This window comes from Arthrobacter sp. K410C (genome assembly GCF_059090105.1).
This window is the reverse complement of record NZ_JBNHFJ010000010.1, coordinates 90,085-106,031: the sequence shown is the minus strand read 5'-3', so window position 1 is coordinate 106,031 and position 15,947 is coordinate 90,085. Positions and strand designations below refer to the sequence as shown.

The window sequence follows — 15,947 nt, the reverse complement described above, 5'->3', positions numbered from 1 at the left end:
TCTTGCTACGTTTGGTGCAGGTGTAAACCAGGGCCCCAGGAACCGTCCTCCGGCCCGGCTGTCAATGGGGAGGCCCCGTGTTTCTGCTCGAAGCTGCCAGCGCCGGCGCGGCTCCGGACCTGGTGTTTTCCGCCAGCGACCTGGTGGCCGCGAGCGAGTGTGAGTACCGCGCGCTCCGCATCCTGGACGAAAAGCTGGGCCGCGCCCCGAAGGCGGAATTCCCGGCAGATGAGATGCGCGTGCGGGCCGGCGAACTGGGTGACCGGCATGAGCAGGCGGTCCTGGCCGGCCTGGTCCGGAAGTACGGTGAGTGGGACGCCAGCCGGGGCGCCGGGGTCTACTCCCTGGAACGCGGGGAAAACCTGCGCGGCGAACTGCAGGCCAAGCATGCGGAGACCGAGCTGGCACTCCGGTCCGGTGCCGACGTTGTCTTCCAGGCCACGTTCTTCGACGGCGAGTTCCTCGGTTATGCCGACTTCCTGGTGAACGAGGCCGCTGGTACCGGGAACCCGGGGCGCTACGAAGTCTGGGACACTAAGCTCGCCCGGCATGCCAAGGTGGGCGCCCTGCTGCAGCTCGCCGCCTACGGGGACCAGCTCATCGGAATGGGACTGGATCCCTCCCCCGTCGTCACGCTGGTGCTGGGCACCAGGGTGGGTGAGGACTGGCTTCGCAGCAGCCATTCCCTCCCTGACCTGCTCCCCGTTTTCCGGGAACGACGCCGGCGCTTCCGCCAGCTGACTGCCGCCCACCGGACCGCCGGGGTCCCCGTCGAGTGGCAGCAGCCCGGCGTTGTGCACTGCGGGCGGTGCGATTACTGCGCCGAGCAGGTGCAGGTTCACCGGGACCTGCTGATGGTTGCCGGGATGTCAGTGGTGCGGCGCCGGAAGCTCCACGCCGAGGGCATCACCACCATCGACCAGCTCGCCGCCATGCCGGCGGATGGAGCCTCCGATTCCGTGGCAAGGCTGCGGTCGCAGGCCCGCATGCAGCTGGGACTGGACCGGGCTGCCGGGTCGCGGACCTTCACCAAGGATGGGCACCCGCACACCGTCTCCTACACGGTCCTGCCGGACAACACCATTGATTCGCTGCCCGCCCCCAGCCCGGGCGACATCTTCTTCGACTTTGAGGGTGACCCCCTGTGGCAGGACCCGGCCACCGGCGTGTGGGGCATCGAATACCTCTTCGGCGTCATCGAGGCCCCGGAGCCCGGTGCTGCCGGAGACCCCGTCTTCCGTCCGTTCTGGGCCCATTCCCGGTCCGGGGAACGGCGCGCCTTCCTCGATTTCCTTGACTACGTGGAGGAACGCCGGGCCCGCTACCCGGACATGCACGTCTACCACTACGCCTCCTACGAGAAGACGGCCCTGCGGAACCTTTCCCTGGCCCACCAGGCCGGCGAAGAAACGGTGGACGACTGGCTCCGGCAGGGCCTCCTCGTGGACCTCTACGCCACGGTCCGGCATTCGCTGCGGATCTCCGAGGCGTCGTACTCCATCAAGAAGCTGGAACCGCTGTACATGGGCGATAACCTGCGCTCCGGCGACGTCAAGGATGCCGGCGCATCCGTCGTCGCCTACGCGGCCTACTGCGCGGCCAGGGATGCCGGCCACCAGGAGGAGGCCGGCAGGATCCTTGCCTCCATTTCCGACTACAACCAGTACGACTGCCTGTCCACGCTCCGGTTGCGGGACTGGCTCCTGGAGATCGGGGACCGGGCGCGGGACGAAGTCCAGGCAGCCGGTGCCGAGGCCGTGCAAGCCCGGCCGGGAACCGCAACCGCGCAGCGCAGTGGCGGGCGGGAACGCCACCACACCGTGGACGAGACACCCGAGGAGGCCGCGCTCCGCGAGTACTTGGCGGGCCTGCCGGACAACCGGCCCTGGACCGAGGACGAACGGGCCGTAGCCATGGTGGCAGCTGCCACCGGATACCACCGCCGCGAGCGCAAGCAGTTCTGGTGGCAGCATTTCGACCGGGTGGAGGCACCGCTGGAAAACTGGTCGGAGCAGCGGAACGTGTTCGTGGTGCAGTCCGCCGAAGTGTCAGTGGACTGGGCGCTGGCCAAGCCGCGCGAGCGGATGCGCACCCGGGTTCTGCGGCTGCGCGGCACCATGACGGAAGGCTCGGATTTCCGCGCGGATTCCACCTGGTGCCGGCTCTATGATGCTCCCCCGCCGGACGGGATGGCGGCGCCGGGTGCCGCTCCCGGGGCCAGGGCCTTCACCTTCGGCACCATGATCAGTGAACTCTCCCCTGCGCCGGACAACCCGGAACATACCCTGATCACCATCGCCGAGCGCGAATCGGGCAAGGTGGCAGCCTACCCGCACCTCCCCGTGGCTCTGACCGAGGACCAGCCACTTGCCACGGCCAGCATCGAGGCAGCCATCGCGGAGATTGCCCGTGCCGTGGGATCGTCCCTCCCGTCCCTGCCCGCCCAGCCGGGGCTGGACATCCTGCGGAAGCAGCGGCCACGGTTCCGTTCGTTGGCAGGCCCCGTGGAAGTCCGGCACGCCCCGGACGGTTCTGCCGGTTACGCCGCCGCCATCACGGCATCGCTGCGGGACCTCGACAGGTCCTACCTTGCCGTCCAGGGACCTCCCGGCACGGGCAAGACCTTCGTCGGCGCCCACGTGATCGGCCAGCTTGTGGCCGAGGGCTGGAAGGTGGGTGTGGTGGCGCAGTCCCACAACGTGGTGGAAAACCTGCTGTGCAGGGCCGTCGAGGTTGGCGGCGTCGACCCCGCGGTGGTGGGCAAGAAGCTGGCCGCACCGCATGAGGTGCCGTGGACCCTAACGTCCGACGGCGACGTGGCACGCCTACTGTCATCGCCCGGCGGGTGCCTGATCGGCGGAACAGCGTGGACCATGACAGGGAAGGAAGTTCCCGCGGGTTCCCTGGACCTGCTGGTGATCGACGAGGCAGGGCAGTTCTCGCTGGCCAACACCCTCGCCGTTTCCCGCGCCGCCACCCGGCTGCTCCTGCTGGGGGACCCCCAGCAGCTGCCGCAGGTGACTCAGGGCGCGCATCCTGAGCCCGTGGACGAGTCCGCCCTGGGGTGGCTCGCCGCCGGCCACGCAACCCTGCCCGCATGGTTGGGCTACTTCCTGGCGGACAGCTGGCGGATGCACCCCGAACTGTGCCGGGCGGTGTCGCAGCTCAGCTACGAGGGGAAACTCCAGTCGGCTCCGGCGGCGTCGCTGCGCGAACTCGAGGGTCTTCCGCCCGGCGTCGAGACCGTGTTTGTGGACCACACCGGCAACGCGACCAGCTCCAGGGAGGAAGCAGCCGAGGTGGTCCGCCAGGCGCAACGCCATCTTGGTCTGAAATGGACCGCGGGTGCAGAGAGCGAAGCGCGGCCGCTGGACCAGCAGGACCTCCTGGTGGTCGCCGCCTACAACGCACAGGTCCACCTGGTCCGGAAATATCTGGAAGAGGCCGGCCTGCCCGGGGTGCGCGTCGGAACCGTGGACAAATTCCAGGGCCAGGAGGCACCCGTGGTACTTGTCTCGATGGCGTGCAGTGCCGTGGCGGAGGCTCCACGCGGCGCAGAGTTCCTGCTCAACCGGAACCGGGTCAACGTAGCCGTATCCCGCGGCCAGTGGCGGGCGGTTATCATCCGCTCCCCCGAGCTCACCAGCTATATGCCGCGCCGGCCCGCAGCGCTCGAGGAACTAGGCGCCTTCATCGGCCTCAGCCCGCGCGCGGAATAGAGGCGGGGAACGCCTGGGGCCAGGCGGCAGTCAGCGTGCCCGGAAGCTGTGGAAGCCGCCCTCGGCCGCGGTCAGGGACTCCTCGACGCGTTCCACCCTGCCCGGGGTCCGGTCGGATTTCAGCCAGTCGAGGAGTGCACGGACCTGCGACTCAGGGCCCTCCGCGACCACGGCAACCGAGCCGTCGCTGACGTTTCGCACCTCGCCGGTCAGGCCTAGTTCCTCGGCCTTGCCCATCGTCCAGAAACGGAAGCCAACCCCTTGCACCACGCCGAACACGCGTGCACTCAGCCGCACCGTGCCCGTCGAGGAACCACCCGGTGCTGAACCCGCTGGTGAACCGTCGTGGCCGGCCATGGGTAGACCTCCTCAGGATCGTCGCCCTGCCCCAACTGGGTAGCAGTAAGTGTCGTTATAGGCGTTCAAAGCGACATTTGCTGCGACCCAGTTGGGCTGGGCGGACCGCTTAGTTGATGGTGATGTCGCGGGTGGCGTGGTTGTAGCGGATGGTGACCGTGCCGCCGGGGTGGTGCAGTTCGTGGTTGGGGCCGTCGAACGTGCCAAACGCGCCGTAGTTCTCGTCCCATGAGCGGTTCAGGGCGATCTTGAAGGTGTAGTAGCCGGCCGGCAACTCGGCGCTCTTCTTCCACAGCTGGTCCAGGAAGTCGAACTCCATCTGGGCTTCGTCGTACTGGGGGGCCCAGTTTTCCGGTGCGCCCAGGAAGGTGTTGAAGTCACCGGCAAGGGCCACGGCTTCGGGCTGCGGGTGCGTCTCAACATCCGGTCCCTCGAACGCCTCGGCGGCAACAGAACCGGCGGCAACAGGCTGCTTGGCCGGCGTCTTGCCCTTGACTGCCTTCACTACAGGCTCAACGGCTTCTTCAAGTGCCTTCGCCGCCTTGCCCACAGCGGCTGCTGCCTTCTTGGCGGGGGTCTTCCTGGCGGCGGTCTTCTTGGCCGGGGCTTCCTTGGCCGCAGGCTCAACGGGAGCCGCGCTCACCTTCCGGACAAAACCTTCGGGAGCGGTGGGAACCGGGGTGTCGGCAGGAACGGGCGTGCCGGCGTCGAGCGCGGTGGCGAACGAAACGGCATCGGGGTAGGCCACGGTGGCACGCATGCCGTCCTCGGTGATGGTCCAGCCGGAGCGGCCCTTCACCAGCCAGCCGGCCTTGACCAGCTTGGCGGTGGCGGTGGTGAGCGTCTTGTGGCCGCGGGGAATACCGCCGCTGAGCAGTTCGGCTTCGTGCTCGTTGAACGGCACGCGCGCAGTCGCCTCGGCGAGGACCTGGCCCGCGTTCAGTGCATCGCCTGACCACACGCCTTCGGTCAGGACATCCAGGACGGTCTTGAGTCGAAGGAAAGTGTTTTCTGCGGTGGACTTGGCCATGATTCCCCTTTTATGAAAGCGATCGGTCATAGGCATCTTGCCAACTGCCCGTAAAATCGCGCGACTTTAATTGGTTAACTCTGCGTGTCGTGACCGACTATGAAGCGGATCCCGCATCAAAGTGAGGCGAAGGTCTCGGGTAAGGGCTGTTGCATAACCCTCATAGCGCCGGCATGGGTGCCGCCTTGCAGTCCCCGGACACGCCTGCGGCACCCAGTTTAGCCGCACTGCCATGCAGTTGTTGCCTGGGACACAGCAGCGTCAGGGCGTGGCTTCCCCGCCGTTCAGTTCCTCCAGCAGTTCGGCCTTCCGCTCGTCGGATGCGAAGGACGAATGGATGGAGTTCGCGGCGAGGCGGGCCTTGTCAAAGTCGGAGAGATCGAAGACTGCCTTTAGCTGGGCAAAGTTGTCGTCCACGTAGCCGCCGAAGTATGCGGGATCGTCAGAATTGACCGAGACGTTCAGCCCCGCGGCGAGCATGGCCGGCAGCGGGTGGTCGGCGAGGGTGTCCACGGCACGGAGCCGGACGTTGGACAGCGGGCAGACTGTGAGCGGGGTCCGTGCATCCACCAGGCGCTCCACCAGGTCGGGATCCTCCATGCAGCGGATGCCGTGGTCGATGCGCTCCACGCCCAGGACGTCCAGGGCTTCGATGATGTACGACGCCGGCCCCTCCTCGCCCGCGTGCGCGGTCAGCCGGAGGCCTGCTTCGCGGGCCTTGGCATAGAGACGTTCGAATTTGGCAGGAGGATTGCCCACCTCGGCGGAGTCCAGGCCGATGGCCCCGATGGGCGCCTCCATGGCGAGCAGTCCGTCCAGGACCTCCAGCGCCGAGTCCTCGGGGAGGTCGCGCAGGAAGGCGGCGATCAGCATGGTGGAGATGCCGAAGTCCTCCTGGGACGTGGCCAGCACCGATGCCACACCGTTGACGCAGGTCTCCAGGGGAATGCCGCGCGAGAGGTGCGCCTGCGGGTCCATCATGATCTCGGCGTGCCGGACGCCGGCGGCAGCTGCGCGCTCAAGGTAGGCGTGGGTCATCGCAGCAAAGTCCTCTTCGGTCTGCAGCACGGCCATGTTGGCGTAGTACAGGTCCAGGAAGGATTGCAGGTCACTGAACTCGTACTTTTCCCGCAGCTCGTCCAGCCCGGAGTACGGCAGCGTGATGCCGTTGCGTTCGGCCAGGGCGAAGATCAGCTCCGGCTGCAATGTTCCCTCGATATGCAGGTGCAGTTCGGCCACCGGGAGGACCCGGGCCGGGGCGCCGCCTTCTGATTCGTCAGCTTCAATTCCGGGCGCGGCGGTGCCGCCGGCAATGTTATCCATCCGGTCAGGATAGTGCCCCGGGAAAATTTCGCCCACCGGCGGATCACCGGCGGTCCGACACTCCCGGCAGATCTCGATTTGATAACCCTCCGGCCATGTCCTAGCGTGAAAGGCATACCCGCCCAGCGGGTGCATGAATGCCCGGTGCTGCCTCCACCAGAACTGCCCAGCGGCAGCCACCGAAGTTGACCTCTATTTGTCAGGGGCGGGCAGTGGCGCGACGATCTCCGGGGACGGAACCAGCGCCGGTGGCCTTCAGGAGCATCACCACATGAAAAACACCACCTTCCGTACTGTCGCGCGCCGTGGAGCCACCGTGGCAGCTATTTCCGCCGCAGGCCTGGCACTCTCCGCCACGGCAGCCAACGCGACCACCAGCACTTCCACATGGGACGCTTTGGCTCAGTGTGAAAGCGGCGGCAACTGGGCCACCGATACCGGGAACGGCTACTCGGGCGGCCTGCAGTTCAGCCCCAGCACCTGGTCAGCATACGGCGGCACCGGCTCACCGGCGGACGCCAGCCGCGAGCAGCAGATCGCCGTTGCGGAACAGGTCCAGGCCTCCCAGGGCTGGGGCGCCTGGCCCTCCTGTTCTGCGCAGCTCGGCCTGAGCGGCGGCGCCACCGGGACCGCACCGGTCCAGCAGGCGCCAATTCAGCAGGCACCGGTGCAGCAGGTGCCGGTCCAAACCGCCCACGTCCAGGCCGTTCCGGCAACCCAGGTTCCTGCCGCCAAGCACGTAACAGCGGTGGCGCTCAGCGGAGAAACCTACACGCTGCAGGCCGGGGACACCCTTAGCATCGTGGCGGATAAGCTGGGCATCCAGGGCGGCTGGCAGCAGCTCGCGGACGCAAACCTGGACACCATCTCGGACCCGAACCTTGTCTTTGAAGGACAGGTCCTCCAGCTTCCCGCATAGAAAGCTGCCCGGCAGCCCATAACTGCCCCGGCCCTTCGGGCTTCCCAATCAGGTCGGCGATAGACAAATTCCGTTGACCACAAAGACGACGCCGGCACGCCCCACGAGGGGAGTGCCGGCGTCGTTCCCTTAATCCAGCAGCGCTTAGCTGGCTGGCAGCTCGCGGACGATCCGCACCTTCCAGGCGGAGTCATCGCTCGTGTCCAGCAGGGCGACGGTGCCATGGGCCAGGTTCAGCGCCACCCGCTTGACGGCGAGCAGCTCCAGGTAAAGGTGCTCGTTCATCCGGCTGGGGGTATCGATCATGTACTTCACGGCGTCCCGGACCTTGCGGTAGTTGGCGCTGCGTTCCCGGTGCATGTGCAGTTCCAGGGCCGACTTCTGCTTGATCCGCGGCTCGTGCCGGTTCAGCAGGGTAACGGCGGTGTGGACACCCACCACGAGGGCCAGCGAAACCGCATAGATCCACCATCCGCTCGAGAGCAGGAACAGCGGCAGGTTGCCGATGGCCACAATGGCGATCACCACGCGGAGCGCTGCGATGCGGCGCATGGTCTTGGCCACTGCCGCAATGCCGTCGCGGAAGCGGTGCTGCTCCTTGCGCGCGGCGTGGGGATCGATGGTGAACTCATCGAGGACCAGGATGCCCTTTGCTTCCGGAGCCAGCATCTGCCCGAAACGGGGCAGGCTGGGGGAGGAATGTGCGGGGGTCTTTTCAGGTGTTAGTGTCATGAGGGAGCTTCCAAAACGCGGGGGTGGTTGCGAGGATCTTAGTGGTTTCAACCTGCGCCCGTATGCATGCGTCCACTATTTGGACACCCGCAAGGCTCCCACTGTGGCCGGCGGCACTGCAATTGGAACATCCGCCGGGTGCCGTCAGACTGAATGAATGCAAACCTTCCTCCCGTACCCTGACTTCCGGCAGAGCGCCGCAGCACTGGACACCGCCCGGCTCGGCAAACAACGGGTCGAGGCGCTCCAGACGCTCCGCGCCCTGGTCATTCCCGGATACGGCTGGCAGACCCACCCGGCCATCCGTATGTGGATGGGCTACGTCCCGGCGCTGACCATGTACGGGCTGGCGATGGTGGATGAATGGACCAGGCGCGGGCACCCGGACAACACGCGAGCGAACATCACCGAGTTCGCACCACAGGCGGCACACCCGGACTACGCCGGAAAGATTCCTATGCCCCCGTGGCTGGGGGATCCGGACGTCCACCTCAGCCACCGCTCCAAACTGGTCCACAAGGAACCCAAGTTTTACAGCCCGGTCTTCCCCGACGCGGTGCCCGACATGGATTACGTGTGGCCGGAACCCCGGCATGAGTTCTTGCCACGGGAGCCCGAGGGCGACATTCTTTGGATCCTCCGCGACCCGCACGACGCCGTTGATCCCCAGACGCTGGACACGGTGGCGCTTCCGCCCGTGAGCGGCAGCATCGGCGCGCCCGGCGCCGAGGACTACTCCCCCGTCTATCTTGAGGAGACTTCACGCCGCCCGTCGCGGCAACCGCGGAAGGCCCCGGCCAAGCCGCAGGCGAAGAAGCCCACCCGCAAACGGCTGGCGCAGGAGGAGGCCTTTTCCACGCTTCCGGGCAAGACACCGGTGGCTGTCCCGTTCGAACATGGACAGAAGTTTGCCGTGGGACAGGTGGTGGGGCGGCCCATCACCCTTGAGGACGGCAGGTTCGGCCGGCACTTCGAGGTCACGGAAATTATTGACCGTTCCGCGTTCGCCTACCCGGCCCTCCTCCAGGATCCGCGCGTGTTCTTCGCCGTTGAGGCTCCCTAGGCATGACCATCCTGCTGGCAGGCTGCGGCGACCTCGGCACGGAAGCGGGCCTTCGGTTCGCCGCACTGGGACACCGGGTGGTGGGCTGGCGCCGCTCCCCCGGGAAACTGCCTGCCGCCATCGAAGGTGTGGCGGCTGACCTGGGCGCCCCGGACCTTCCGACCGTCCCCAAGGACACCACCGCCGTCGTGATTGCCGTTGCTGCCGACGCTCCGACGGAGGACGCGTACCGGGCGGCTTACCTGGGCGGCGTCACGCACGTGCTGGACGCTTTGGAACGAGACGGCGTGCGGCCGGCACGGGTGCTTTTTGTCTCCTCGACGGCAGTCTACGGTGACGCAGACGGCGGTTGGGTGGACGAAGGCACTGCGCCTGCCCCGGGTGGATTCTCCGGACGGGTGCTGGTGGAAGCCGAAAAAGTGTTGCGGGCCCGGCTGGCAGGAACCGGGACTGCGGCTGTGTCCCTTCGGCTCGGCGGCATCTACGGCCCCGGCAGGACGCGGCTGATCGACCAGGTGCGCAGCGGTTCGGCCGTTGTCCCGGAAGATGTCCGCTACACCAACCGGATCCACCGCGACGACGCTGCCGCCGCGATTGTCCACCTGGTGTCGATGGCCGCCGATCCTGCGCCCGTCTACATCGGCGTGGACGATGACCCCGCAGACCTCGGTAGTGTGCTGCGGTTCCTGGCTGCCGCCATGGACCTGCCGGAACCGCCAGTGGGTGATGCCGGACCCGCGCGCGGCGGGAACAAGCGCTGCAGCAACAGCCTGTTGCGGGGCACCGGCATCACCTTCGCGTTCCCGTCATTCCGCGAGGGCTACCGGGACATCCTGGCGGGCAACGGCGTCCGACATCCGTAAAATGCCGGCGGCTCCCCCGCCTGGCGTTTAGGCTGGCTGCTCAGGGGCACGGCGGAGAGCGGAACGGGCAGGCATGGATTTTCGGCACATCATCGAGACGGTCGGGGAGTTTGTCGATTTCGCCGGGGTGGCCGTCATGGTCATCGGCGCCCTGGTGTCCATCCCCCTGGCGCTTCGCGGATACCGGCCGCGGCGCCTCCGTGCCGGCAACGAGGAGCTCAGCCTTTACCGGCTGTACCGGCAACTGCTGGGCAGATCCATCCTGCTCGGGCTCGAGCTGCTGGTGGCGGCCGACATCATCCGGACCGTGGCCGTCACCCCTACCTTCGAGAGTGTGGGCGTCCTTGCGGTCATCGTCCTGATCCGGACGTTCCTCAGTTTCTCGCTCGAACTGGAGATTACCGGGCGGTGGCCGTGGCAAAAGGAGTCCCCGAAGCCTGGCGATCCTGCCGCGGCACGTGCGGGCTAGGACCCCGAGGCCGGGTGCCAGTACCGCAGGCCGCCGCTGGTGGCGCCGCCGGGCGCCACATCGATCATGGCGTACGGGAACGCCCGGCGGTCCGACTGGTCCGGTCCGCGGCCGCGGACGTCAGAACACCACGTGCCGGTGTTAATGTACCGGGTGGAGCAGTCCTCCAGCGGGGACTCCAGGGCCCTGTGGGTGTGGGCTGAAATGTACCAGGCCACCCCGGAACCGTAGGCCTCGAGGGTACGGGCGAACCGGCCCGCAGCAGCGGGCGCTTCCTCGCTGGCGATGCTGCGTCCGGCGGCTGCAAGGACCATGCGGGTGGCGGTGCGCGGGACAGCCGACACCGTCCGGAACCTGGACAGGCGCGCCAGTTCCCGAACGGCGGCCTCGTTGAGGGCAAGGCGCCGGGACTCGGTCTTCAGCAGCACGTCGTAGGCGCCCGACCTGACGCGCCGTTCCGCCCGCTCGGACGCCAGGCAGGCGCGCGCAACGGCTCCGGCACGGCTCAGGCGTGAACCCGATGGCTGGGCGTGCCAGGCGGCGAGCGGGGGCAGGTCCAGCTCGTCGGTGCCGTTGACCGCAGTACGGAGCACCTCCGGGATGCGGTGCAGGGCGTGGTGCTGGTGCCCGTGCTCGGCGACGAGCACGTGGGGCACGTGCAGGAACCAGGGGTGGACCCGGACGCGCGTGGGCTCCAGTGGTGACAGCAGTTCCGTTAGGCTGGCGGCAACCGCTGGCCGGGCCAGCTCCACGTCATGGTTGCCGCATACGAAATGCAGCTGCACGCCGCGGGCCGCGCACTCCTGCAGCGCCCGGAACGTGCCATCGTGCCGGGCAAGGATGGCCTTGAGCCGTGCCAAACTCTGGTCCTCACTGAAGCCAGCCAGCTCGAATGTGTCACCGACGAAGACCACGTGCCGCTCCGGCCCCGCAGCCGCAAGCACCTCGTTCCGCAGGAATCCGGGCAGTTCCCTGCCGGGGTGGCGGGGATCGTCATCCGCAACATCCAGGTGGAGGTCGCTGAGGAGCCACCACCGCGCCGCGCGGCTCATGTGATCAGCTCCCACACGCGCGGAATGAAAAGGACCAGGAAAACCACCCAAACGGCGGCGACTGCGGTTCGACCGACCGTTCGGCTGACAGTCCGGCCGAGGAGCCTCGCTCGTGCGGGCTGCCCGGAGTCCTGTCCGGTATGGCGCACCTCGAGCGCGACCAGGGTGGTGAGCAGGGCGGCGGCAGCAAGCAGTCCGGGAAGATCGATCATGCCGTGGCCTCCTTCCGTGCCCGTGCCAGGCAGGCAAGGACAGTGATGGCGCCCATCGCGATCACGCACGCCTGCCATGACCACACGGTGAGGTAAAACATCGCCGCGGAGACGGCCGTGAGCATGGCGAGGCCAAGCGCCAGGACCAGCAGCGCGAAGAACGCGGCGTCGGTCACCGGTGTGAGCCGTGCCAGTGCCTGCCCCGGGAGGAGAACGAGGACCGCAAGCGCCGCCAGCGCCTGCAGCGGTGCGGGCAGCCCCACAAGGGTTACCAGTGACAGCGCGATGGCAACGAGGCCAAGCGCCAGGGTGGGTCGGCTGACTCCGCTGCTCATGGTGTCACCCGGTACACGCGTGCGTCGGTGTTGCTGAACACCAGCTCCACGCCATCCTGCGCCTTTAGCCACTCTTCCATCTCCTGCATGTTGCCGGTGGTGCTGTCGCCCTGAAGCACGAGGCTGGCCTCTGCAGAACGCATGAGAAGCACGACGGCGCCGGCTGGGTTTTCCCGGGCGTAGCCATAGAAGGTCGGGCCGCAGGTTGCCGCGGTCAAGTCCTGCCGGCACAGGTCTTCGATTGCCCGGTAGGGGTGATCGAGGTAGGTCTCGGTGCGCCACGGCGTCGGGTGGGCCGCGGAGAGAATTGCTGCTCCAGGCGGTGCCAAGCTCTCCGCTGTGGCAACGGCTGCCATCTCATCGTCCGTGAAGACGTCATACTCGGCGTTCCCGAACCGGCCTGTCACCGTCATCGCGGCCAACAGGCAGAAGGTGACGACAAGGACCCCAACCATCCGGAAAGAGGGGCGCATGTTGCTGCTCTCTTGGGGAAGCAGGGCTGAACAGACCAGCAGGGCAACGAAGGGCAGCGCGAACAGGGAGACGCGGATGAGCATCTCTCCTCCGTACATCTGCGCCGGAAAGAGCAGCAGGGGGCCTGCGGCGAAGAGGACGACCCTGATATCAAGCCGCCGTCTACGCCAGTCGCGCAGGGCGCCCACCGCTGCGAGGACCCACAGCAGGACGGTGAGCACTACCCGAACCTGCACCACAAACACGTGGCCGGGAGTTCCGCTCACGCGCTCAGCGACGTTCGATTCCACCGCGGCGGACAGTCCTGCGTCCTCCATTGGGGGGTGCCCAATGAGGTAGGTGCTGGCGGGATAGACCAGCCAGAGCACCAGCACAATAGCGGCGATAAGGGGCAGCCGGCCGGGCCACACATGTCCGCTCAGGGTAAGAACGGTGATGACCAGGAGCAGCATAAAGGGCGTCAGCTGGTGACTGGCACAAATAACTGTGATGAGCAGGAGTGCTACCACGAGGGCACCCACCCGGAACCCCCGCCGGGGGTCGACAGGCGAGCGCTCCCGCCACCACACCGCAAGGTTGGCCGGCCGAAAACCCCGGAACCGTGAAGGACGCGCGCCCAACGGGCCGATCAGCAGCACAGCCAAGACGAGGTACAGGAAGAAGCCGAAGGCCTGGGGCGACAGGTAGTCCTGGTCCTGCCAGTTTCCGAGGCAGAAGATCCAGAGCGCGAGCCACCGCCGTCGCGGGTCCTGGGTCAGGTAGCGCAACAACACAGCCACGGCAAGGAGCCACAGCCCCACGTTGAACACTGGTGCCCAGAGGGCGACAGTCACCGGATCAAGACCGCTTGCCTCAAGTATCGTGGCCAGGAGGGCGAAGAACCCGGGCCAGTTGAAGTAGGCGTCGATGTTCGGATCCACCGCCTGCATGTCCGCGAGTGCATCGGTTATCCCGAGGTGACGGAACGCGACCTCACCACGGGGAACGTCGGTCACGAACGCTGCGGCCCCAAACAGCACGAGCACTTGCACCGCGAGGAGCCACATCATGACTAGGCGGCCCGCCGGGCCCGTGGCATCCCCGCGCAGCGCCACCACGAAGGTGACGTTCAGAAGCAGGACCCCAATCCAGTACGGGTACGGGAGTTCGGCGGCGAGCCCCAGGTCGCTCTCCACTGGCAGGACCACAGCGGAGGCCGCCCCTAAGGCAAGCGCCAGTGACGCGAGGCCGGCCAGTGCACACCAGACGTCACGTGGCTTCCAGCGGCCTTCAGTACGGCTGGTCGCTTCGATCGTGCTCGTCATGCTACCTCCTTCTTAACGCGCCGGAGGATGGCGAGGAGCCTGATACCCACCGCCGCGGCCCCGGTGGAGAGCACCACCAGCCACGCCAGGGCCATCGCGCTCGAGCCCCTGTCGGCAGCCAAGAGCGCAGCGGTGCAGAGTGCGACTGCGAGCGTTACGCCGACTGCGATGGCCTCCACGTAGCGGCCGCGGGCCCGGCACACGGCGTTGTATGCCTGCAGCACTGCGTACGCGACCACGCCGGCCGCCAGCAGCCGAAGAGCACCGGCAGACGCGTCGGCGTATTGCTCCCCCAGCAGATGGAGCAGCGGGCGGGCGAAGACAACAAGGACTACGGCGGCCAGTCCGCCCACGGCGAGCGACCACCGGAGGGTGGCCCAGGTTGTCGCGACCAGGCGTTCAGGCTCCCGCACGCCCTCCGCAAACTGGACGATGCCCATCAGCATCGGGGCTGTGTAGGCGGCCCATGCCATCATCCAAGCCGGATACCAGTAGGCGGCGGCCTCCGGTGCCACCATATGCGCTAAAAGAAGCGGCAGCAGCAGTCCGGGGGCGCGCTCGCTGAGGGTCAGGAGCTGGTTCGGAATGCCCAGCATGAGCACGGCACGGCCATGTGCCGGACGCAGCGTGGGCCGCGGCCGATAACCGATAAGCCTTCGCAGCTGGACCGCACCGATGACGGCTGTCACGGCAGTCCCCAGGGTCCAGCAGGCCATCAGCAGGTCCACCGGGGCGGGATGCGCCTGCCAGGCCACAACGGCCACAGCCGCGAGCGAGACCACGCCGCCCACGGTGTACCTCAGGGTGGCGCTGGCACCTCGTCCCAATGCAACGAGCGCCTGGTCCAGCACCGTGCCCATTGTCCCTGTCACGGCGGCCAGGAGGAACATGAGCCAGAAGAGAGCAGATACCGACGCCGTTTCCGGTGCAACGGTCAGCTCCAGCACGAGGTAGCCGAGGGCCAGCACGGTACTGGCCAGCGCCACGATGCCGAATGCGGCGTCCAGTACCCGGGCCGGCGGCTCTCCCCGACCCACGGAGACAATCACGGCCGACCCGGCACCCAGCACGGCCAACTGCGCACAGATCAGCACCGCCGAAACTGCTGCCGTGGTGAGCCCCACCTCCCGCGCTGCTGCCGCGTGGGCGGCCACGATCCAGAAAGCGAAACCTGAGCCGGTCTGGGCGGCCTTGGCCAGGATGAGGCCGAGCGAGCTGCGCAGCGCGGAGTGCCGGACGACTGTTGAGACGTCCGTTGCAGCACCCCGCTGATCGCTCACGATGCGAAACCCTTCACCAATCCCGCGTAGTTGTACCAGCAGAAGGCGGCGTAGTACCGCAGCCACCGGGGCTGGCCGGAGGCGAGGCTCAGGGCGCTGCCGCGAACCGCGGCGGCGGCGGGCAGCAGAGCCAGCCTGACCCCGCGCCAGCCATGCTTGCGGATCATCTTTCCCAGCCCAGTTCCGTCCATGAGGAACTGGTCCAGCGCGAAGTCGAAGTCGTCGGCGGCAAAACGGTGCTCGACGAAGACTTTGCGCGATACACCCGTCCGCAGCCCCGACTGCCGCATCCGCCAGCGCAGTTCGATGTCCTCACCCGACTTGAACGAGTCGTCGAAGCCCACGCCCATCATCAGTTCCCGGTCGACGATCGTCGCGACGAGCCCGAACCAGTTGCGGCTGCGGCCAGTGCGGTGGTGGTGTGCCAGTGCCTGCCCCCAGTAGCCAGGTCCGGCGACGCTTTCCAGGCCTGCCTGGAGGGCGTCGTAGCCGTCCTCCACCAGTTCCTGGAGCAGGTCGGCCACCCCCGACGGGCCGAAGACGACGTCGGCGTCGACAAGCAGGACCCAAGGCGTGTTGCTGCTCCGGACCCCAAGCGTTCGGGCCCAGGGCAGGCCGCGCCCCTCGTCGCTCACCACCCGGGCTCCTGCTGCCCGGGCGATCTCGACGGTGCGGTCGGTGGAGAGTCCATCCACCACGATGATCTCGGCGACACCGGACTTGCGCAGGGCTTCCAGGCAGCGCGGGAGCAGGTGCTCCGCGTTGCGCGCCGGAACAACAGCGGTGACGTCGGCAGTGCTGTGACCCACGTCCGC

15 protein-coding genes are annotated in these 15,947 nt (G+C 67.4%); 5 read left to right on the top strand and 10 right to left on the bottom strand.

Going from position 1 to position 15,947, the window contains the following annotated elements; genetic code table 11:
• Positions 1 to 77 precede the first annotated feature (77 nt).
• Positions 78 to 3,719, top strand: coding sequence for a TM0106 family RecB-like putative nuclease (locus AC5RU7_RS14840; RefSeq protein ID WP_494052869.1), 3,642 nt, complete (start codon positions 78 to 80; stop codon positions 3,717 to 3,719).
• Between the two features lie 30 nt (positions 3,720 to 3,749).
• On the opposite strand, the gene AC5RU7_RS14835 is transcribed toward AC5RU7_RS14840, so the two are convergent.
• The 3 genes from AC5RU7_RS14835 to AC5RU7_RS14825 form a co-directional block, all read right to left on the bottom strand.
• On the bottom strand, positions 3,750 to 4,076 hold the full coding sequence (locus tag AC5RU7_RS14835) for an acylphosphatase (RefSeq protein WP_494052868.1): 327 nt from the start codon (positions 4,074 to 4,076) through the stop codon (positions 3,750 to 3,752).
• A 109-nt stretch (positions 4,077 to 4,185) separates the two neighbouring features.
• Positions 4,186 to 5,106 (bottom strand): pullulanase X25 domain-containing protein, encoded by a 921-nt coding sequence (locus tag AC5RU7_RS14830; RefSeq protein WP_494052867.1) that lies wholly within the window; start codon positions 5,104 to 5,106, stop codon positions 4,186 to 4,188.
• Positions 5,107 to 5,367: 261 nt separating this feature from the next.
• Positions 5,368 to 6,429, bottom strand: a complete 1,062-nt coding sequence (locus AC5RU7_RS14825; RefSeq protein ID WP_494052866.1) for an adenosine deaminase — start codon at positions 6,427 to 6,429, stop codon at positions 5,368 to 5,370.
• Between the two features lie 271 nt (positions 6,430 to 6,700).
• Here AC5RU7_RS14825 and AC5RU7_RS14820 point away from each other — a divergent pair, with 271 nt between their 5' ends.
• On the top strand, positions 6,701 to 7,348 hold the full coding sequence (locus AC5RU7_RS14820; protein ID WP_494052865.1) for a transglycosylase family protein: 648 nt from the start codon (positions 6,701 to 6,703) through the stop codon (positions 7,346 to 7,348).
• Positions 7,349 to 7,492: 144 nt separating this feature from the next.
• Here AC5RU7_RS14820 and AC5RU7_RS14815 read toward each other — a convergent pair whose 3' ends face one another.
• On the bottom strand, positions 7,493 to 8,080 hold the full coding sequence (locus AC5RU7_RS14815; RefSeq protein ID WP_494052864.1) for a hypothetical protein: 588 nt from the start codon (positions 8,078 to 8,080) through the stop codon (positions 7,493 to 7,495).
• A 157-nt stretch (positions 8,081 to 8,237) separates the two neighbouring features.
• Here AC5RU7_RS14815 and AC5RU7_RS14810 point away from each other — a divergent pair, with 157 nt between their 5' ends.
• From AC5RU7_RS14810 to AC5RU7_RS14800, 3 genes are all read left to right on the top strand, one after another.
• Complete coding sequence (locus tag AC5RU7_RS14810) at positions 8,238 to 9,143, top strand: MSMEG_6728 family protein (protein ID WP_494052863.1); 906 nt, start codon at positions 8,238 to 8,240, stop codon at positions 9,141 to 9,143.
• A gap of 2 nt (positions 9,144 to 9,145) precedes the next feature.
• Positions 9,146 to 10,006, top strand: a complete 861-nt coding sequence (locus AC5RU7_RS14805; RefSeq protein WP_494052862.1) for an NAD-dependent epimerase/dehydratase family protein — start codon at positions 9,146 to 9,148, stop codon at positions 10,004 to 10,006.
• A gap of 73 nt (positions 10,007 to 10,079) precedes the next feature.
• Positions 10,080 to 10,475, top strand: a complete 396-nt coding sequence (locus AC5RU7_RS14800; protein ID WP_494011641.1) for a DUF1622 domain-containing protein — start codon at positions 10,080 to 10,082, stop codon at positions 10,473 to 10,475.
• Here the strand turns inward: AC5RU7_RS14800 and AC5RU7_RS14795 are convergent.
• Genes AC5RU7_RS14795 through AC5RU7_RS14770 form a run of 6 tightly spaced genes read right to left on the bottom strand, consistent with a single transcriptional unit; the run spans position 10,472 to position 15,941 of the window.
• Positions 10,472 to 11,527, bottom strand: a complete 1,056-nt coding sequence (locus tag AC5RU7_RS14795; RefSeq protein WP_494052861.1) for a metallophosphoesterase family protein — start codon at positions 11,525 to 11,527, stop codon at positions 10,472 to 10,474. The two genes, AC5RU7_RS14800 and AC5RU7_RS14795, sit on opposite strands and share 4 nt — an antisense overlap.
• Positions 11,524 to 11,739, bottom strand: coding sequence for a hypothetical protein (locus tag AC5RU7_RS14790; protein ID WP_494052860.1), 216 nt, complete (start codon positions 11,737 to 11,739; stop codon positions 11,524 to 11,526). Before AC5RU7_RS14790 ends, AC5RU7_RS14795 begins: the two co-directional genes overlap by 4 nt.
• On the bottom strand, positions 11,736 to 12,074 hold the full coding sequence (locus tag AC5RU7_RS14785; protein ID WP_494052859.1) for a hypothetical protein: 339 nt from the start codon (positions 12,072 to 12,074) through the stop codon (positions 11,736 to 11,738). The genes AC5RU7_RS14790 and AC5RU7_RS14785 overlap by 4 nt, the downstream gene beginning before the upstream one ends.
• Positions 12,071 to 13,852, bottom strand: a complete 1,782-nt coding sequence (locus tag AC5RU7_RS14780; RefSeq protein ID WP_494052858.1) for a glycosyltransferase — start codon at positions 13,850 to 13,852, stop codon at positions 12,071 to 12,073. Before AC5RU7_RS14780 ends, AC5RU7_RS14785 begins: the two co-directional genes overlap by 4 nt.
• The gene (locus AC5RU7_RS14775) at positions 13,849 to 15,132 is read right to left on the bottom strand and encodes a lipopolysaccharide biosynthesis protein (protein ID WP_494011646.1); all 1,284 of its coding nucleotides are present in this window, start codon (positions 15,130 to 15,132) and stop codon (positions 13,849 to 13,851) included. Before AC5RU7_RS14775 ends, AC5RU7_RS14780 begins: the two co-directional genes overlap by 4 nt.
• A complete protein-coding gene (locus AC5RU7_RS14770; RefSeq protein WP_494011647.1) occupies positions 15,129 to 15,941 on the bottom strand; it encodes a glycosyltransferase family 2 protein in 813 nt (270 codons plus the stop codon). Before AC5RU7_RS14770 ends, AC5RU7_RS14775 begins: the two co-directional genes overlap by 4 nt.
• Positions 15,942 to 15,947: the final 6 nt, after the last annotated feature.

Excerpts from the sequence above, each read along its gene's own strand:
- AC5RU7_RS14795 (WP_494052861.1), bottom strand. The coding sequence starts at position 11,527 with ATGAGCCGCGCGGCGCGGTGGTGGCTCCTCAGCGACCTCCACCTGGAT.
- AC5RU7_RS14810 (WP_494052863.1), top strand. The coding sequence starts at position 8,238 with ATGCAAACCTTCCTCCCGTACCCTGACTTCCGGCAGAGCGCCGCAGCA.
- AC5RU7_RS14800 (WP_494011641.1), top strand. The coding sequence starts at position 10,080 with ATGGATTTTCGGCACATCATCGAGACGGTCGGGGAGTTTGTCGATTTC.
- AC5RU7_RS14805 (WP_494052862.1), top strand. The coding sequence starts at position 9,146 with ATGACCATCCTGCTGGCAGGCTGCGGCGACCTCGGCACGGAAGCGGGC.
- AC5RU7_RS14825 (WP_494052866.1), bottom strand. The coding sequence starts at position 6,429 with ATGGATAACATTGCCGGCGGCACCGCCGCGCCCGGAATTGAAGCTGAC.
- AC5RU7_RS14820 (WP_494052865.1), top strand. The coding sequence starts at position 6,701 with ATGAAAAACACCACCTTCCGTACTGTCGCGCGCCGTGGAGCCACCGTG.
- AC5RU7_RS14780 (WP_494052858.1), bottom strand. The coding sequence starts at position 13,852 with ATGACGAGCACGATCGAAGCGACCAGCCGTACTGAAGGCCGCTGGAAG.
- AC5RU7_RS14790 (WP_494052860.1), bottom strand. The coding sequence starts at position 11,739 with ATGATCGATCTTCCCGGACTGCTTGCTGCCGCCGCCCTGCTCACCACC.
- AC5RU7_RS14815 (WP_494052864.1), bottom strand. The coding sequence starts at position 8,080 with ATGACACTAACACCTGAAAAGACCCCCGCACATTCCTCCCCCAGCCTG.
- AC5RU7_RS14830 (WP_494052867.1), bottom strand. The coding sequence starts at position 5,106 with ATGGCCAAGTCCACCGCAGAAAACACTTTCCTTCGACTCAAGACCGTC.
- AC5RU7_RS14785 (WP_494052859.1), bottom strand. The coding sequence starts at position 12,074 with ATGAGCAGCGGAGTCAGCCGACCCACCCTGGCGCTTGGCCTCGTTGCC.
- AC5RU7_RS14835 (WP_494052868.1), bottom strand. The coding sequence starts at position 4,076 with ATGGCCGGCCACGACGGTTCACCAGCGGGTTCAGCACCGGGTGGTTCC.